A 15,521-nucleotide genomic window follows, 5' to 3' on the forward strand; every position below is an offset into this window, starting at 1 on the left:
GCAGCAGTACGCATCAAAAAAGCCAGCCCAAAGCCACCGAAGCGCCGGCGCAACCCAAGCTACTCCTGCTACTTCCCCATTTCACAACTTCACCAGTTGATCAAACTCACTCACTCACCGCCTTGAGCCGGGCCAGCGGGGCGCCCAGGGTATCGGCGGCATAGAGGCGCAGGGTACTGCCGCTGATGCGGTAGCGCTGGGCCTGGTTGAGAGCCTGCAGAAAGCTGATTTCGGTTTGGATGTCGGGGCAGGTACTCCGGGTGGTCAGCAGCGGCCCCAGGCGCAGGCGGCCGTCCTCGGCCAGGGTGTAGGGGCCCGAAAACTTGTTGCAGCCGGCCCGCCCCTCGGCCCGGGCCCGGCCGCCCTGCAGCACGAGGTAGGGCGTTTGGGCGGCAGCCGTGGCGGGCTGCCCATTGAGTTCCACCAGCTCCCAGCGCACTTCCTGCAGGGTGGCGGCCGGCACGGTGGTAGCAGTGGCGTCGTTGGTAGCGTTGGGCCGCTCGTTGAGGTCGAGGCTGCAGGCGCCCAGGGCAAGCAGCAGGGGCAGCGCGGCGGCGGCACGGAAACGGGTACGATACAGCATAGAGGTAGGGCAGCGCAATGGTCGGGCTGGTACCTATACCTTACGCAACACCCGCCGTTTGGTGGCGTCCGTTACCGCCGATTTCGTCTCCGGGGCCAGCAGCGGCCTAGCGCAGGGCCTCCTCCACCCGGGCGCGAAACAGGCGGCCGATGGGCAGCTCCTCCCCCGCTACCTCAATGTGGCGGGCGCTGTAGGTCCGGACCTTGTCCAGGGCCACGATAAACGAGCGGTGAATGCGCAGGAAGTTGCTTTCCGAGAGCTTCTCCTCCATGCCGCTGACGGTTTGCTTAACCACCAGCGGCGGCCCCAGCACGGTGTGAATCTTGACGTAATCTTTCAGGCCCTCCACGTAGAGCACGTCGTGGAGCACTACTTTCACCATCTTCCGGTCGATGCGAAAGTAGAGAAAGGCCTCGGGGTTAGTTGGGGCCACCGGCTCCGCGGGGGCCGGCCCCGCCTCCGTTTTACCAGCCTTGGCCACAGCCTTGAGAAACCGGTCGAGGGAAACGGGCTTGAGCAGGTAATCTACCGCATCCAGTTCGAAGCCCTCATAGGCATACTCGCGGTAGGCCGTGGTGAAGATAACCTGGGGCGGATGGCGCAGGCTGCGCAGAAAGTCGGTACCCAGCATCTTGGGCATCTTAATGTCGAGAAAGAGCAGATCCACAGGGTGTTGCTGCAGCACGTCGAAGGCCTGCAGGGCATTGGCACAGCTGCCCACCAGCTCCAGGTGGCTTACTTCCCGAATGTAGGATTCGAGCACCTCCAGGGCCGGGGGCTCGTCGTCGACTACCAGGCAGCGCAGTTTCATAGGCGGGGTTAGCTTAGCTAGGCGGGAAAGAAAGCAGGGCGGGGCGCGGCCGAAACGAGGGGCGGCGCCGGCACGTTTGCCCGGTCTGACACCGGCGTCAGGGGCAGGTGCAGCACAACGAAGAACGTGTCCGGGTCGGCCAGCAGCTTTAGCTCGTGCCGGCCCGGGTAGAGGCGCTCCAGGCGCTGGCGCAGGGCCGTCAGACCCGGGCCGGGCTGCCAGCCGCCGGGCGGGGGCTCGTGGCTGTTAATGATTTTGACCGCCAGCCGGTTGTTTTTGACGACCAGGTCGATGCTGATCCAGGGGCACTCTACCGGCTCGGCCACCCCGTGTTTGAAGGCATTTTCCAGCAAGGGCAAAAGCAGCAGTGGGGCCAGGGCGTAGGCTTGCTGCGGACCACTGACGCTGAGCGAAACCTCCACGCGGCCTCCCAGCCGCAACTGCTCCAGGGCTACGTAGTCGCGCAGCATGGCCACTTCGTCGGCCAGGAGCACGGTGTCCTGGGGGCCTGCGTAGAGCATGTAGCGCAGCAGCCCGGCCAGGCTCAGCACCGCCCCCGCCGACTCGGGCGCCTTGCGCCGGGTGAGGGTACTCAGGGTGCCCAGGGTGACGAAGAGGAAGGCGGGCTGCAGCTGGGCCTTGAGCAGCTCCAGCTCGGTGCGCAGGCGCTGCTGCTCCAGCTGCTGACTGAGCCGGCGCTGCTCGTACCAGTTGTTTACGACCTTGATGGCCACGGCCCCGCCGGCCGTCACCAGATTCATGAAGAAGGTGTAGTTCAGGCTCCAGTAGCTGGTCCGGTGCGCGGATAGGGCGGGCGGAGCGTGAAACAGGCCGGGCAGCACCACTTGGTTGAAGAACAGGTCGGTGCCGATGCTGACTAGGGCACTGGCCACCACCCAGCCCGCGAGCAGCAGCAGAAACAGGCTGAGCTGCCGCTGCCGCAGCAGGCGGGGCAGCACCCAGTACAGCAGCGGGTAGGTAACCAGCAGCGCGGCCGGCAGCTGATTGAACACCAGCCCCCACCCGTAGAGCCGGGCCCCCGCCAGCCAGTAAGCAGGCAGCTGAATCAGCAGGCAGGTGAGCATCACCCCCACCCAAAATACCCCGTGCCGGACTACCCGGTGTTGTAGCCAGGCCATCATTGGAGCCAGGAGCTTACGATGGGAGCCGGCCGGCCGGACAATGGCGCGGCTATCCGCCCGGCGGCCGGCTTCCTTGCCGGCTCTTCGGCCGGAGCGGCCAGCAGCTCGGGCAGCTCCAGCCGCAGCCGCACGGTGAAGGTGTCGTCGTGGGCCTCAATAGTGAGCTGATGGCGCTGCGGATACAGCAGCTGCAGGCGCTGCCGCACGTTGCGCAGCCCGATGCCCGCCGCCCCGCTCCGGGGCGGGGACTCGGCATTCTTCGAGTTCATGACCAGGCAGCTAAACCAGGCACCTTGCACGCTCATAATCAAACTAATGCGGGCACTACCCACCTGCTCGGCGGGGCCGTGCTTGAAGGCATTTTCGACCAGGGGCAGCAGCAGCAGCGGGGCAATGCGGCCCGCCGCCGGCATGTCGGCCGCCTCGAAGCGGAGGGTGAGCCGGGGGCCGTAGCGCAGCTGCTCCAGGGCCACGTAGTTGCGCAGCAGCGTCACTTCCTCGGCCAGGGCTACCGTGGGTGCGCTGCCCTGCTCGACCACGAAGTGCAGCAGCCCGGTGAGCCGCTCTACCACCGCCGGAGCCTGGTCCGACTGCTTCAGCGTCAGGGCGTAGAGGTTGTTGAGCGTGTTGAAGAGAAAGTGCGGGTGAATCTGGGCCTGCAGCAGCTGGAGCTCGGCCTGGTAGTTTTGCCGGGTAAGCTCAGCGTTGGCCTGCTCTCGTTGCCGCCACTGCCGGTACACCCGCAGGCAGGCCGCCACCCCGGCAATGAGCAGCAGGGGCATGTGGCTGCCGGTGGCCATGACCACGTGAAAATCGGGAAAAGCCGAGGTGGCCCCGGTACGTAAGGGCACCAGCACGAAAAAGCGGAAGGCGTAGGTCAGGACCAGGGCCAGCCAAAACCACAGGGCCAGTAGCAACCCGAAGCGGCCCCGCCGCGGCGGCTCGGCCCACAGCACCGGCAGCACGCCGTAGAGCAAGGCGTAGGTGGCCGGCAGGTGCATGCCCACCACGTGCAGCAGCGCGTCGCGCAGGGCCAGGGCGGGGTTGATGGTAAGGGTATGCACGCCCAGAAACAGCCAGAGCAGAAACCCAGTATCGGCCAGCCAGAATAGCCCGTGCCGCAGCCCGCGGTGCTGGTCCACGGCCCGCAGCGCCCAGCTCAGCCCTCCTGTTTGCGTCGGTAGCATCGTTTTTTTCATTACCCAGGGTGAATATACCCATTCAAACCCAGGTAATAGCCTCGCTATCTGACTTGTAGACTAACAGCGGTTTTCCATCGACCAACGACCGGCCGGGCCGTTGGTCGATGCTGATTTGTCGTATTGCGCCGCGTTTTCACCGCCGGGCGAATAGCCGGGCAGCGGACATTGGAGCCGGCCATCTTTACGGACGTCAACGGCCCGACGCTTCGCCGCACCTTGCTCACAACTAACCCCTTACGCCGATGAAAAAGCTCTTCTACCTGCTCTGGCTGCTGCCCCTGGCCGCCTGCAACGACCAGGCCCCGGCCACTCCGACCACGACCACCGAGTTCAGCTCCCCGGAAGAGGCCCGCACCTTTTTCTACGCCCTCGACGACCAGCACAACCGCGCCATGGCGGGCCACGACTCGGCCTTTTTCGCCGGGCACTTCGCTCCCGGCTACTTCAACTGCACGCCCAACAACGAGCTCAACGACAAGGCGGCCGAAATCCAGACCCTGATCCACGGGCCCTGGCTAACGGTGCAGCGCATGGCCCCGCAGTTCGACGTGTTTGCCTTCGCCGGCAACCTGGCTTCGCTCACGCTCACCAAGCGCATCAAAATCCGCACCCCGGCCGGCGAGCAGTTCATTTACGTGCGCCGCACCACGGTCTTTGAGCACCAGGGCGCCGGCTGGCGCGCCATTTCCGGCCAGGGTACCTACGTCCAGACCCGCTACGTGGGCCAATAACCCCAGCCGCATTTCCACCTGACTACCAGCACTGTCCACCCTCCTTCCTCAACTTATTCTCTCTATGAAAACTTCCCTGCTTGCCCTGTTCACCTTCAACCTGTTCTTCTTGCTACTGGCCGTGCCAGCCCCGGCCCAAACCCGTGCCGCCCTGCCTGCCCTGCCGGGCTATTGGAACCTGGAAACCAACCTTGTTACCCGCGACTACACCATCGTGCGCTTTTACAACGACCGGCAGGAACTGCTCTACGAGGAGCGCCTCACCGGTTTGTGCCTGGATCTGAGTCGCGGTAACGGCCTGTGCCAGCGCACGGCCCGGCAGCTGAACGGGGCCCTGGCCCAGGTGCTGCGCACCCCCGAAGCCGCCGCCCAAACGATGGGTGCCCTGGCTCAGCAGCTGGGCCAAAGCCGGCGGGTGCAGCGCGTGTACGCCGTGCGCTGAGGCCGGGCTCGGGCGCCGGCCAACTTGCTGGCTCTTTCCAACCTCGGCACTAAGGCTGCGTACTTCAGGTATTCCTACCTAACTCCCCAGCCATGGCCACCAAAACCCTCGCCGACATTGCCGAGAAAATGCGCAAGCTTGATATTGCCATGCTCACCACCGAAACCAGCCGCGGGCAGTTTGCCAGCCGCCCCATGAGCAACAACGGCGACGTGGAATACGACGGCAACTCCTACTTTTTCACCTATGCGGAGTCGCGCACGGTGCGGGATATCGAACAGAACCCGCACGTGGGTCTCACCTTCGAAGGGCCGAAGCGGCTTTACATTTCCATTACCGGCCGGGCCACTCTTATTCGCCACAAGCCCACCCTGCAGCAGCACTGGGTGCCCGACGTGGAGCGGTGGTTCAAGGACGGCATCGACACGCCCGGTATTGTGCTGATTCGGGTGCAGGCCAACCGCCTCAAGTACTGGCAGGATGAGGACGAAGGCGAGCTGCACCTGCCCGGCTAAGCTGAATACTGACTGAAAACGAGTCGGCGCCGCGGTTCCAAACCCTGGAAACAGCGGCGCCGACTCATTTTCGGGCGTAGGTCCGGCCTTAGTCCAGGCCCTGGTTCAGAAAACCCACCAGCGGCTGCAGGGCCGCAAAGGCCGCCGTAATCTGTTGACTGGCCCCGGGCTTCTGCAGGGCCGCATCGGGCAGGGCATGCGAGGCCGTAAAGCTTTTAAGCCGCAGGTAATTTAGAGCCGGGTTGGCCGCGTCGTAGCCCTTGGGCGGGCGTTGCAGCCGGTGCTCCTGACTCAGGCCCGCAAAGTGGCGCCGAAACTCGGGGGCCGTGAGCAGGGCTTCGAAGGCGGGCAGATTGTAGTCGATTTCCTGGCGCAGGGTGGCTAGGGTTTTGGCTTCGGGCATGTACATGCCGCCCGCCACGAAGGAGCCGCCCGGCTCCAGGTTCAAGTAGTAGCCGGCCGAGGCCAAGGCTTTGCCGCCGGCGTTGAACCAGGCCCCGAAGTTGGTTTTGTAGGGCGTCTTGTCAGTGGAAAAGCGAATGTCCCGGTTGAGACGAAACACGCACTTCTTGGGCTGCAGGTGCGACTCGGCAATGGCCGGGTCACTGGCTTCGAGCTGGCCCAGCACCTGGGTAACGAGTTCCAGAAAGTCGGCTTTGGCCGCTTCGTAGGCGGGCCGGTTGGCGTCGAGCCAGGCCTTGTTGTTGTTGGCGCGTAAGTCGGTAAGAAAGGTAAAGGTGGCGGCGTGCAGCATACGGGGTACGAGTAGAAAAGGGCGCGGCGCGGGGCATCGGCGCAGCAGGATTCACGGGCGCCCAATCGGCCCAATAATCACCTACTGCCCGCCTTTTCTCAGGAAGCCGGGCGCCAGCCCGCGGACGAGTTAGGCGCCAAAGTAAGCAAACTGCCTTACCTTTGCGCGCTGCCCGTCCGCCATGTTTCGCTTTAGCCGCTCCACCATTCGCCTTGCCGCCTCGACCCTGCTGGTCGTGTTTGTGAGTGCGCTGCTGGGCCCCGTGGTGGCGCTGGCCGGGGCCGCCCCGCGGGAGCATGTCCACCTGCCGGGCATGCCCCAGGCCCACCACCACCACGAGGATGAGCACCGGCCCGAATCGGCGGCGCGGGTGGGCCACCACCGCACGACCAAGCCCGCCCACCCCCACCGGGCCTACGCCGGCGCCGACGAGCAGCAGCTAACCAGCCTAACACCGCTAGTAGTCAAACTTCTGACTGCTCCATCCGTGCTGACTTTCCCAGCGGCGGTGAGCTTTCTTTTCGGAGCGGCCGGGGTCTGGGACCGGCAGCAGGCCGTGGTGCTGGTGCCACCGGCCCACCTGAAGCCCAAAATTCCCGACCTCCGAATCTTTCTCGGCTCCCTGGTAATCTGATATTGCGCACCTGCTCAGGTCCGCGCTGGAATGGCTATGCCCGTTCCGGCGCGGACCTTTTTGCGTGCCTAGCGCCGGCCGCTTCCCCTCTTTTTCTGGTTTTCTTTTCGTTTAGCACCCCATGCTCGACCGAATCATCCATTTTTCCATCACCCACAAGCTGCTCATCGGCCTGCTCACGCTGGCCTTGATTGCCTGGGGCGGCTACTCGGTGGCCCACCTGCCCATCGACGCCGTGCCCGACATCACTAACAACCAGGTCCAGGTCATCACCCAGACGCCTTCCCTGGGCGCACCCGACGTGGAGCGGCTTGTTACCTTTCCCATCGAGCAGGTCATTGCTACCATCCCCGAGGTGCAGGAAGTGCGCTCCTTTTCGCGCTTCGGCCTCTCGGTCGTCACCATCGTCTTTCCCGACGATGTGGACGTGTACTGGGCCCGCAACCAGGTAACCGAGCGCCTCAAGGACGCCGAGCGGCAGATTCCGCCCGGCACCGGCACGCCCGAGCTGGCCCCGGTCACCACCGGCCTGGGCGAGATTTACCAGTATGTGCTGCACGCCAAGCCGGGCTACGAGCAGAAATACCCGGCCACCGAACTGCGCACGATGCAGGACTGGCTGGTGCGCCGGCAGCTGCTGGGCACGCCCGGCGTGGCCGACGTGAGCAGCTTCGGCGGCTACGTGAAAGAGTACGAAGTGGCCCTCGACCCCGAGCGGCTGCGCTCCATGGGCGTCACGGTGGCCGACGTCTACAACGCTCTGGAGCAGAACAACGAAAACACCGGCGGGGCCTACATCGACAAAAACCCGGCGGCCTATTTTATCCGCTCCGAAGGCCTGGCCGGCTCCCTCGAAGACGTGGGGCGCATGGTGGTGCGCACCCCGGCCGGCGGCGTGCCGGTGCTGGTGCGCGACGTGGCCCAGGTGCGCTTCGGCCACTCGGTGCGCTACGGCATGATGACCCGCAACCAGGAAGGCGAAGTGGTGGGCGCCCTGGTGCTCATGCTCAAGGGCGCCAACTCCTCGGCCGTCATCAAGGCCGTGAAGGCGCGCATGGCCACCATCCAGAAAACCCTGCCCGAAGGCGTGGTCATCGAGCCGTTTCTGGACCGTACCAAGCTCGTGGATCAGGCCATCAGCACCGTAACCAAGAACTTGGCCGAGGGCGCCCTGATTGTGATTTTCGTGTTGGTCCTGTTTCTGGGCAACTGGCGGGCCGGCCTCGTGGTGGCTTCGGTTATTCCGCTGGCCATGTTCTTCGCTATCGGCCTGATGCGGCTCTTTGGCGTGTCGGGCAACCTGCTCAGCCTGGGCGCCATCGACTTCGGCCTGATTGTCGACGGGGCCGTGATTATCGTCGAAGCCATTGTGCACCGCGTGGCCACGCTCGGGCGCCCGGCCGAAATCAAGGAGCTGACCCGCCCCGAAATGGACGACGAGGTCTACCACGCGTCGAGCAAAATCCGCTCCTCGGCCGCCTTTGGTGAAATTATCATCCTGATTGTGTACCTGCCGCTGCTGGCCCTGGGCGGCATCGAGGGCAAGATGTTCCGCCCCATGGCCCAGACCGTGGCCTTTGCCATCCTGGGCGCCTTTATTCTGTCTTTGACCTACGTGCCCATGATGTCGGCCCTGGCCCTGAGCCGGCGCACCGACCGCCACGGCTTCTCCGACAAGATTTTGGGCCGGCTGGCTTTGCGCTATCAGAATGTGGTGGCCTGGGCCCTGGGGGCCAAAACCCTGATTCTGGCCGCGGCCCTGGCGTTGCTGGTGGGCGCCGGGCTGCTGTTCCGCACCCTGGGCGGCGAGTTTATTCCGACCCTGGAAGAAGGCGACTTCGCCGTGGAAACCCGCGTGCTACCCGGTTCCTCCATCACCTACACCGCCGAGAAGGCCCAGCAGGCGGCCGGCATTCTGCTCAAGAATTTCCCCGAAGTCAAGGAAGTGGTGGCCAAGGTCGGCTCCTCCCAGATTCCGACCGACCCCATGCCCACCGAGGCCTGCGACCTGATTATCGTGCTCAAGGACAAGGACGAGTGGACTTCGGCCGACTCCCGCGAGGAGCTGGTCGAGAAGATGTCGGCCCAGCTTACCCGCATTCCCGGCGTCACCTTCGGCTTCCAGCAGCCCATTCAGATGCGCTTCAACGAGCTGATTTCCGGGGCCAAGCAGGACGTGGTCATCAAGATTTTCGGCGAAGACCTGCAGCAGCTCGACGACTACGCCACCCAGGTTGGGGAGCTCATCAAGGGGCTGCCCGGCGCCACCGACCTCTACGTGGAGCGCGCCACCGGCCAGGCCCAGATTGTGGCCCAGCTCGACCGCGACAAGCTGGCCCAGTACGGCCTCTCGGTCAAGGACGTGAACCGCACGATTCAAACCGCCTTTGCCGGGCAAGTGGCCGGGCAGGTCTTCGAAAAGGAACGCCGCTTCGACCTCGTCGTGCGCCTGCAGGAAAGCTACCGCCAGGACATCCGCAACCTGCGCCAGCTGTTCGTGGCCACCCCCGACGGCCGCCAGATTCCGCTGGAGCAGATGGCCAAGGTGGAGCTGATTTCCGGGCCCAGCCAGATTCAGCGCGACGACGCCAAGCGCCGCATCATCGTCGGCTTCAACGTGCGAGGCCGCGACGTGGAAAGCCTGGTCAATGAAGTGCAGCAGCGCCTGGAGCAGCGCGTCAAGTTTGCGCCCGGCTACTACGCCACCTACGGCGGGCAGTTCGAAAACCTGCAGTCGGCCCGCGACCGGCTGCTGATTGCCGTACCGGTCGCGCTGCTGCTCATTTTCCTGCTGCTCTACGCCACGTTTAATTCTATTAGTCAGTCGGTGATGATTTTCACGGCCATTCCCCTCTCGGCCATCGGTGGGGTGCTGGCCCTGTGGCTGCGGGGCATGCCGTTCAGCATCTCGGCCGGTGTGGGCTTCATTGCCCTCTTCGGGGTGGCCGTGCTCAACGGCATCGTGCTTATCGGCTACTTCAATCAGCTCAAGGAAGAAGGCCTGACCGACCTGCGGGCCCGTATTCTGACCGGTACCCACGTACGTTTGCGCCCGGTGCTGATGACGGCCGCCGTGGCTTCGTTGGGCTTTTTGCCCATGGCCTTGTCCAGCTCCGCCGGCGGCGAGGTGCAGAAACCCCTGGCCACGGTGGTTATTGGCGGGCTGGTGACGGCCACACTGCTCACGCTGCTGGTGCTGCCCGTGCTCTACTACCTGGAAGAAACCTGGACGGCCCGGCGGGCCCAGCGCAAAGCGGGGCCATCGGCTCCCCAACTAGGAGTAGCCAGTGTGCTGCTGCTGGGGCTGGCGCTGCTGCCCGGCACGATGAAAGCCCAGCAGCCCGGCACGCCGGCCGATGGCGCGCTGAATGCCACCCAGGCCGTGGACGCCGCCTTGAGCCAGAGCGGCACGGTGCTGGGGGCCCAGCAGCAGCTCGCCGCCCAGCAGGCCAGCGGGCGGGCCGCCCGCGACATTGGCCGCACCACCGTGCAGGCCAGCTACGGGCAGTACAACTCCGTTAAAAACGACAACCTGTTTACCATCACCCAGCCCCTGGCCTGGCCGGGTTACTACCGCACCCTCTCGGCCCTGGCTAAAGCGCAGGTAGCTACCAAAGAGCAGCAGCTAGGCTTAGCCCGGGCCGAGGTGCGGCGGCAGGTACGCTTGCAGTATGAAGCCGCCGTGCACGCCCGCCACCGCCTGCGCACCCTGCGGGCTCAGGACAGCCTGTACACGGCGTTTGCGCGCGCGGCCCAGCTGCGCTTCCGCTCTGGCGAAACGGCCCGCCTGGAAGTAGCCACGGCCCTGACTCAGCAGGGCGAAACCCGGGCGCTGCTGGCGCGGGCCCGCACCGAGTACCAGGTGGCCGTGCGCCAGCTCCAGGCCCTGTTGCAGCGCCCCCAGCCCATTACGGTAGCCGACAGCACGCTCACAGCGCTGGCTCCAACAATAACCGCCGTCCCCGGCGACACGACGTTTCTGACCCGCAGTCTGCTGGCGCAAGTGCTCCGCCAGCAGGTAGCCGTAGCCCGAGCCGAAACCCGCCTCACCCAGGCTCAGAACAAGCCCGGGCTGAGCGTGGGCTATTTCAACCAGTCCATCATTGGTCCCCAGGTGGTAGATGGCACCACGCGCACTTACGGGGCCGGCGACCGGTTTCAGGGCGTGCAGGCCACCGTGGCCGTGCCGCTGATTCAGGGCCCGCAGAAAGCGCGGGTAGAGGCGGCCCGACTCCAGGAGAAAGTGGCCCAAACCGGGCTGAGCCGCTACCAGGCCGAGTTGGCGGGCCGCGTGGATGAGCTGTTGGCCCAGCGCGCCGAACAGCAGCAGCGCCTGCAGTTTTACGAGCAGACCGGCTTGCCCCAGGCCGCCGTCATTACCCGCGTGGCCACCAAGGCCTTCAAGGCCGGGGAAAACGGCTACACCGAGTACCTGCTCAATCTGGACCGCGCCCAGCGCCTGCGCACCGACTACCTCGACGCCCTGCTCCAGCACAACCAAACCGTCATCGAGCTGGACTACCTGCTTAGCACCGGCGACTAGCCGAACCTTCCTTGCCTTTCCGAATCCGTTCCTAAATATGAAAATCACGCTTTATAAGCTCGCCGTGCTCATCCTGCTCTTGAGCGCCGGCTGCACCAGCAAAGAATCCGCCCCCGAAACGGCCGACGCCCCGGCCACCGCCTCGGCGGACAGCACGGCTGCCCCCGCCGACCAAGTGACGCTTACCGCCGATGAGCAGCAGCTGGCCGCCGTGCGCACCGGTCCGCTGACCCAGCGCGTACTGGGTGCCGGCCTCAAAGTCAACGGGGTGCTCGACGTGCCCCCGGACCAGCTGGTGTCCATCAGCGCCCCGCTCGGCGGTATTGTGGAAAGTACCTCGCTGCTGCAGGGCACGCGGGTGCGCAAGGGCCAGGTGCTGGCTACCATCCGCAACCCCGAGTTTATTCAGCTTCAGCAGAGCTACCTCGAAACCCAGAGCCAGCTAACCTTTGCCCGGGCGGAGCTGGAGCGCCAGCGGGAGCTAGTGCGCGAGGAAGTGGCCCCGGCCAAGAACCTGCAGCGCGCCCAGGCCGAGTACGGTGCGCTGCAAGCCCAGGCGGCCGGCCAGCTGGCCCGGCTGCGGCTGGCGGGCCTGCCGGTGGGCCGCCGGCCCTTCGTGAGCACGGCCACGCTGCGCGCCCCGAAGGATGCCTTCGTCAAAACCGTCAACGTGACCGTGGGGCAAAGCGTGACGCCGACTGATGCCCTGTTCGAGCTCGTCGACCCCGAGCACCTGCACGTGGAGCTGACGGTATTTGAGCGGGACGTGCCCCTGCTCAAGCAAGGCCAGCGCATCCGCTTCACCCTGCCCAACGACAGCAGCTCGGAGCGCACTGCCTCGGTCTACCTCATCAGCCGGGCCGTAGACGAGCAGCAGCGCACCGTGCGCGTGCACGGCCACCTCGACCGGGAAAACGACCCCGCTTTGCTGCCCGGCATGTTCGTGCGGGCCGTGGTCGAAACCACCAACCGGCGCGTAGCCGCCCTGCCCGACAAGGCCGTGGTCGACTACGAAGGCAAGCAGTACGTGTTCCGCCAGGAGCCCGGCGCGGGCGGCAAACAGGTATTCCGGATGCTGGAAGTGCGCCGGGGCGAGCAGGCCGACGGCTACAGCGAAGTATTCATTCCGGGAGCAAGCGTGGCCGATTCCAAGGCGCAGTACGTCACGGAAGGCGCTTATTCGCTGCTGAGCAAGCTCAAAAACGCCGGCGAGGAAGAATAGCCGTTTCCGACGGTTGCGGGCCGGGTTTGGCATGCGTCGCAGCAAGTAAACCCGTTACCGGCTGCTTTTGACTGGCTTCGCAAACACACAAAGGCCCGCCTAGAGTTGCTCCGGGCGGGCTTTTGCGTGGCTGGTTGACCTTTATTCGCCGCCTTTGCCGCCTTTGCCGCCGGCATCCATACGCACGATTTTGGGTGTAAACGAGCCCAGCACATCTACCAGGTCGCGCTGGTGGGCCATTACCTGGTGAATATCCTTGTAGGCCATCGGCGCTTCGTCGAGGCCGCCGCCCATGAGCTCGATGCCGTGGTCTTTGAGCTCCCGGCGCACGTCGCCTTCCTTCAGCGTCTTCAGGGCCTGCCCCCGCGACATGCGCCGCCCGGCCCCGTGGGAGGCCGACTGCAGGGAGTCCCGCTCGCCCCGGCCGCGCACGATAAAGCCCGGCGCGGTCATCGAACCGGGAATCACGCCCAGCACGCCCTTGCCGGCCGGGGTGGCGCCCTTGCGGTGCACAATGGCCTCGCGCCCGTCGGCCAGGGTTTCGCGCCAGGCGAAGTTGTGGTGGTTTTCGACCTTGGCCAGCGGCTTTTCGCCCAGGGCCCGGCTGATGCGGCGGTGAATCTGGTCGTGGCAGGCGGAGGCGTAGTCGCCGGCTAGGTTCATGGCGGCCCAGTATTCCTGCCCGGCCTGGGAGTCGAGGCTGAGCCAGGCCAGGTGGCGGGCTTCGGGCGGCAGCGGGCAGGCATTCATGGCCAGCTTGGTGTAGTGCTGGGCCACGGCCGCCCCGATGCCGCGGGAGCCGGAGTGGCTGAGCAACCCCAGGTATTTGCCCACGGGCACGTCGAGCTCATTATCCGGGTCGGTGATGTCGACCACGCCGAACTCGACGAAGTGGTTGCCCGAGCCGGAGGTGCCAATCTGCTCGACGGCGGTTTGGCGCTTGCCCCGCAGCACGGCTATTTCCTTGAACTCGGGCCGCTCGAAAATGGCGTCGTCCAGCTTCTTATCGAAGGCGCTGAACTTGCTCCCGAAGCGGGTATTGGCCAGGATAATGTTGCGTAATTCCTTGGCCCGCTGATAGAGCTCGTGCTCGGGCAGCGGAAACACCGACAGGGCCATGCGGCAGCCAATATCCATGCCCACGCCGTAGGGAATGACGGCATTATCGACGGCCAGCACCCCGCCGATGGGCAGGCCGTAGCCCTGGTGGGCGTCGGGCATCAACGCGCCATCAATGGTGACGGGCAGCTGCATGGCCGTGTCCATCTGCTTGCGGGCCCCATCCTCGATAAACTCCTCGCCGTAGCGCCGGTAATCCTTGATTTCGGGGTTGAGGCCCACGCTTTTATCGGGCTGGGGCACGAGCTCCTGGGCCACATCGCGCCAGGTTTCGTCACGCAGAAACTTGTAGGGGTCGGCCTGGATTTGCTGGAGCAAAGCCAGGGCGCTGCCTTTGTCGAGCTTTTTAAACTGGCGGCCTTCGAGCACGTCGAGGGCGCGGCCAATGGCGGGGCCTTCGGGAAAACCAATCTTGCGCAGGTCGTTGCCGCGCACCGTTTGCTTGGACATAGCCGGGAGAAGTTGGGTGGAGCTAGGTTGTAGCGCGGATTCCGGGCGCGGGGTTACGGCCCAGCTTCGGGTCGTTTCCCCGGATTCAGTACCTTGACGGCCCCAAGCAGGCCGCCTATGCACAACAAGCCTTCCAACCTCTGGTGGGGCCCGCCCACCCACTTTGACGACCGGCGCTACGAGCGAAAAATCAGCTGGCTGGAGCTGTTTTACGACCTGGTGTACGCTGCCGCCATTGGCCAGCTCACCCACCAGCTGGCCACCCATCCGTCGTGGCCGGTGGCCTGCCGGGCCCTGCTGCTGTTCTGCCTGGTGTTCTGGTCGTGGATCAACGGCAGCCAGTACTACGACCTGCACGGCAACGACAGTATCCGGACCCGGCTGCTCACCTTCTGGCAGATGCTGGCCGTGGCGGCCGTGGCCATTACCATTCCCGACGCCTTTGCCGGCCACCCCGCCCCTTTCGCCCTGGCCTTTCTCTGCCTGCAAAGCCTGATAACCTACCTCTGGTGGAGCGTGGGCCTCTACGACCCCTCGCACCGGACCCTGAACCTGCCCTACACCGTCTGCTTCAGCCTGGCCTTTGGCCTGCTCACCTGGTCGATTTTCACGCCGGCGGCCACGGCTTCCGGGCTGTGGGTGGGCGCCTTGCTGCTCAACCTGGCCCCGCCCCTGGTGGGAGCCCGGCGCCTGGTGCGCATCCTGGCCGGGCGCGGGCAGGTGTTTACCGCGTCGGCGGCCATCGTGGAGCGGTTTGGGCTGTTTACCATCATCGTGCTGGCCGAAAGTATTCTGGGGGCCGTTACGGGTCTGGCGGGCGGGCCGCACCAGAGCCCGGCGGCCTGGGGCGCGTTTACCCTGGCCATCCTGATTGCCTTTCTGCTCTGGTGCCTGTATTTCGACATGACCAGTGAGCAGGAAACCAAGACCGGCTACGGCTACTTACAGGGGCTGATTTTTCTGCTTCTGCATCTGCCCCTGCTGGCCGCCCTGAGCGTGGTGGGCGCCTGCCTCAAGGACCTGCTGGCCCTGGCCGAAACTATGCCCCCGCCGAACCTGCAGTGGATGTTCTGCGCGGCCCTGGCGGTTATCGTCTGGATGATAGTGGGCCTGACCCGGATTATGCAGGAAGAGGAGGAAGACCGGGCCTACATCCGGCCGGTGGCGCGCCTGCTGCTGGGCACCGGCGCGGCCCTGCTGCTGGTTCCGGCCCTGGCCCCTCACCTCCCGACCCTGGCTTTTCTGGGCCTCGTGGCCGGGCTCTTGCTGGTGCCGGTGCTCCTTGGCGTCCGCAGCTGGGTGCGCTACAAATTCTTGGCCGGGCGGCCCGCCGAGCACGCAGCAGGCCGCCAGCCCTAACTTTATCTTGTGCG

Annotated in this window: 13 protein-coding genes; 7 read left to right on the plus strand and 6 right to left on the minus strand. The window is 65.2% G+C overall.

Annotated elements, in window-relative coordinates:
* Positions 1-106 precede the first annotated feature (106 nt).
* The 4 genes from CLV45_RS11935 to CLV45_RS11950 form a co-directional block, all read right to left on the minus strand.
* Positions 107-583 (minus strand): META domain-containing protein, encoded by a 477-nt coding sequence (locus tag CLV45_RS11935; RefSeq protein WP_100336577.1) that lies wholly within the window; start codon positions 581-583, stop codon positions 107-109.
* 106 nt (positions 584-689) lie between these two features.
* Positions 690-1,394 (minus strand): LytR/AlgR family response regulator transcription factor, encoded by a 705-nt coding sequence (locus CLV45_RS11940; RefSeq protein ID WP_100336578.1) that lies wholly within the window; start codon positions 1,392-1,394, stop codon positions 690-692.
* 17 nt (positions 1,395-1,411) lie between these two features.
* On the minus strand, positions 1,412-2,536 hold the full coding sequence (locus tag CLV45_RS11945) for a sensor histidine kinase (RefSeq protein ID WP_100336579.1): 1,125 nt from the start codon (positions 2,534-2,536) through the stop codon (positions 1,412-1,414).
* Complete coding sequence (locus CLV45_RS11950; protein ID WP_100336580.1) at positions 2,533-3,735, minus strand: sensor histidine kinase; 1,203 nt, start codon at positions 3,733-3,735, stop codon at positions 2,533-2,535. The genes CLV45_RS11945 and CLV45_RS11950 overlap by 4 nt, the downstream gene beginning before the upstream one ends.
* 245 nt (positions 3,736-3,980) lie before the next feature.
* Between CLV45_RS11950 and CLV45_RS11955 the strand changes: the two genes are divergently transcribed.
* The 3 genes from CLV45_RS11955 to CLV45_RS11965 all read left to right on the plus strand — a co-directional run bounded on the left by CLV45_RS11955 (position 3,981) and on the right by CLV45_RS11965 (position 5,426).
* A complete protein-coding gene (locus CLV45_RS11955) occupies positions 3,981-4,469 on the plus strand; it encodes a nuclear transport factor 2 family protein (RefSeq protein WP_100336581.1) in 489 nt (162 codons plus the stop codon).
* Positions 4,470-4,533: 64 nt separating this feature from the next.
* The gene (locus tag CLV45_RS11960; protein ID WP_100336582.1) at positions 4,534-4,911 is read left to right on the plus strand and encodes a hypothetical protein; all 378 of its coding nucleotides are present in this window, start codon (positions 4,534-4,536) and stop codon (positions 4,909-4,911) included.
* Positions 4,912-5,003: 92 nt separating this feature from the next.
* Positions 5,004-5,426, plus strand: coding sequence for a pyridoxamine 5'-phosphate oxidase family protein (locus CLV45_RS11965; protein WP_100336583.1), 423 nt, complete (start codon positions 5,004-5,006; stop codon positions 5,424-5,426).
* Between the two features lie 88 nt (positions 5,427-5,514).
* On the opposite strand, the gene CLV45_RS11970 is transcribed toward CLV45_RS11965, so the two are convergent.
* Positions 5,515-6,180, minus strand: a complete 666-nt coding sequence (locus tag CLV45_RS11970; RefSeq protein WP_100336584.1) for a DUF2461 domain-containing protein — start codon at positions 6,178-6,180, stop codon at positions 5,515-5,517.
* 181 nt (positions 6,181-6,361) lie between these two features.
* On the opposite strand from CLV45_RS11970, the gene CLV45_RS11975 reads away from it, so the two are divergent.
* The 3 genes from CLV45_RS11975 (at position 6,362) to CLV45_RS11985 (ending at position 12,579) form a co-directional block, all read left to right on the plus strand.
* Positions 6,362-6,814, plus strand: a complete 453-nt coding sequence (locus tag CLV45_RS11975; RefSeq protein WP_100336585.1) for a hypothetical protein — start codon at positions 6,362-6,364, stop codon at positions 6,812-6,814.
* 121 nt (positions 6,815-6,935) lie between these two features.
* Positions 6,936-11,357: a CusA/CzcA family heavy metal efflux RND transporter gene (locus CLV45_RS11980; RefSeq protein WP_100336586.1), complete on the plus strand. Its 4,422-nt coding sequence runs from the start codon at positions 6,936-6,938 to the stop codon at positions 11,355-11,357.
* Positions 11,358-11,394: 37 nt separating this feature from the next.
* Positions 11,395-12,579 (plus strand): efflux RND transporter periplasmic adaptor subunit, encoded by a 1,185-nt coding sequence (locus tag CLV45_RS11985; RefSeq protein ID WP_100336587.1) that lies wholly within the window; start codon positions 11,395-11,397, stop codon positions 12,577-12,579.
* Between the two features lie 141 nt (positions 12,580-12,720).
* On the opposite strand, the gene CLV45_RS11990 is transcribed toward CLV45_RS11985, so the two are convergent.
* Positions 12,721-14,148, minus strand: a complete 1,428-nt coding sequence (locus CLV45_RS11990; RefSeq protein WP_100336588.1) for an RtcB family protein — start codon at positions 14,146-14,148, stop codon at positions 12,721-12,723.
* Positions 14,149-14,265: 117 nt separating this feature from the next.
* Here CLV45_RS11990 and CLV45_RS11995 point away from each other — a divergent pair, with 117 nt between their 5' ends.
* A complete protein-coding gene (locus CLV45_RS11995; protein WP_100336589.1) occupies positions 14,266-15,507 on the plus strand; it encodes a low temperature requirement protein A in 1,242 nt (413 codons plus the stop codon).
* The last annotated feature ends 14 nt before the right edge of the window (positions 15,508-15,521 follow it).

Origin of the sequence: Hymenobacter chitinivorans DSM 11115, assembly GCF_002797555.1 — a bacterium.
Classification (GTDB): Bacteria; Bacteroidota; Bacteroidia; order Cytophagales; family Hymenobacteraceae; genus Hymenobacter; species Hymenobacter chitinivorans.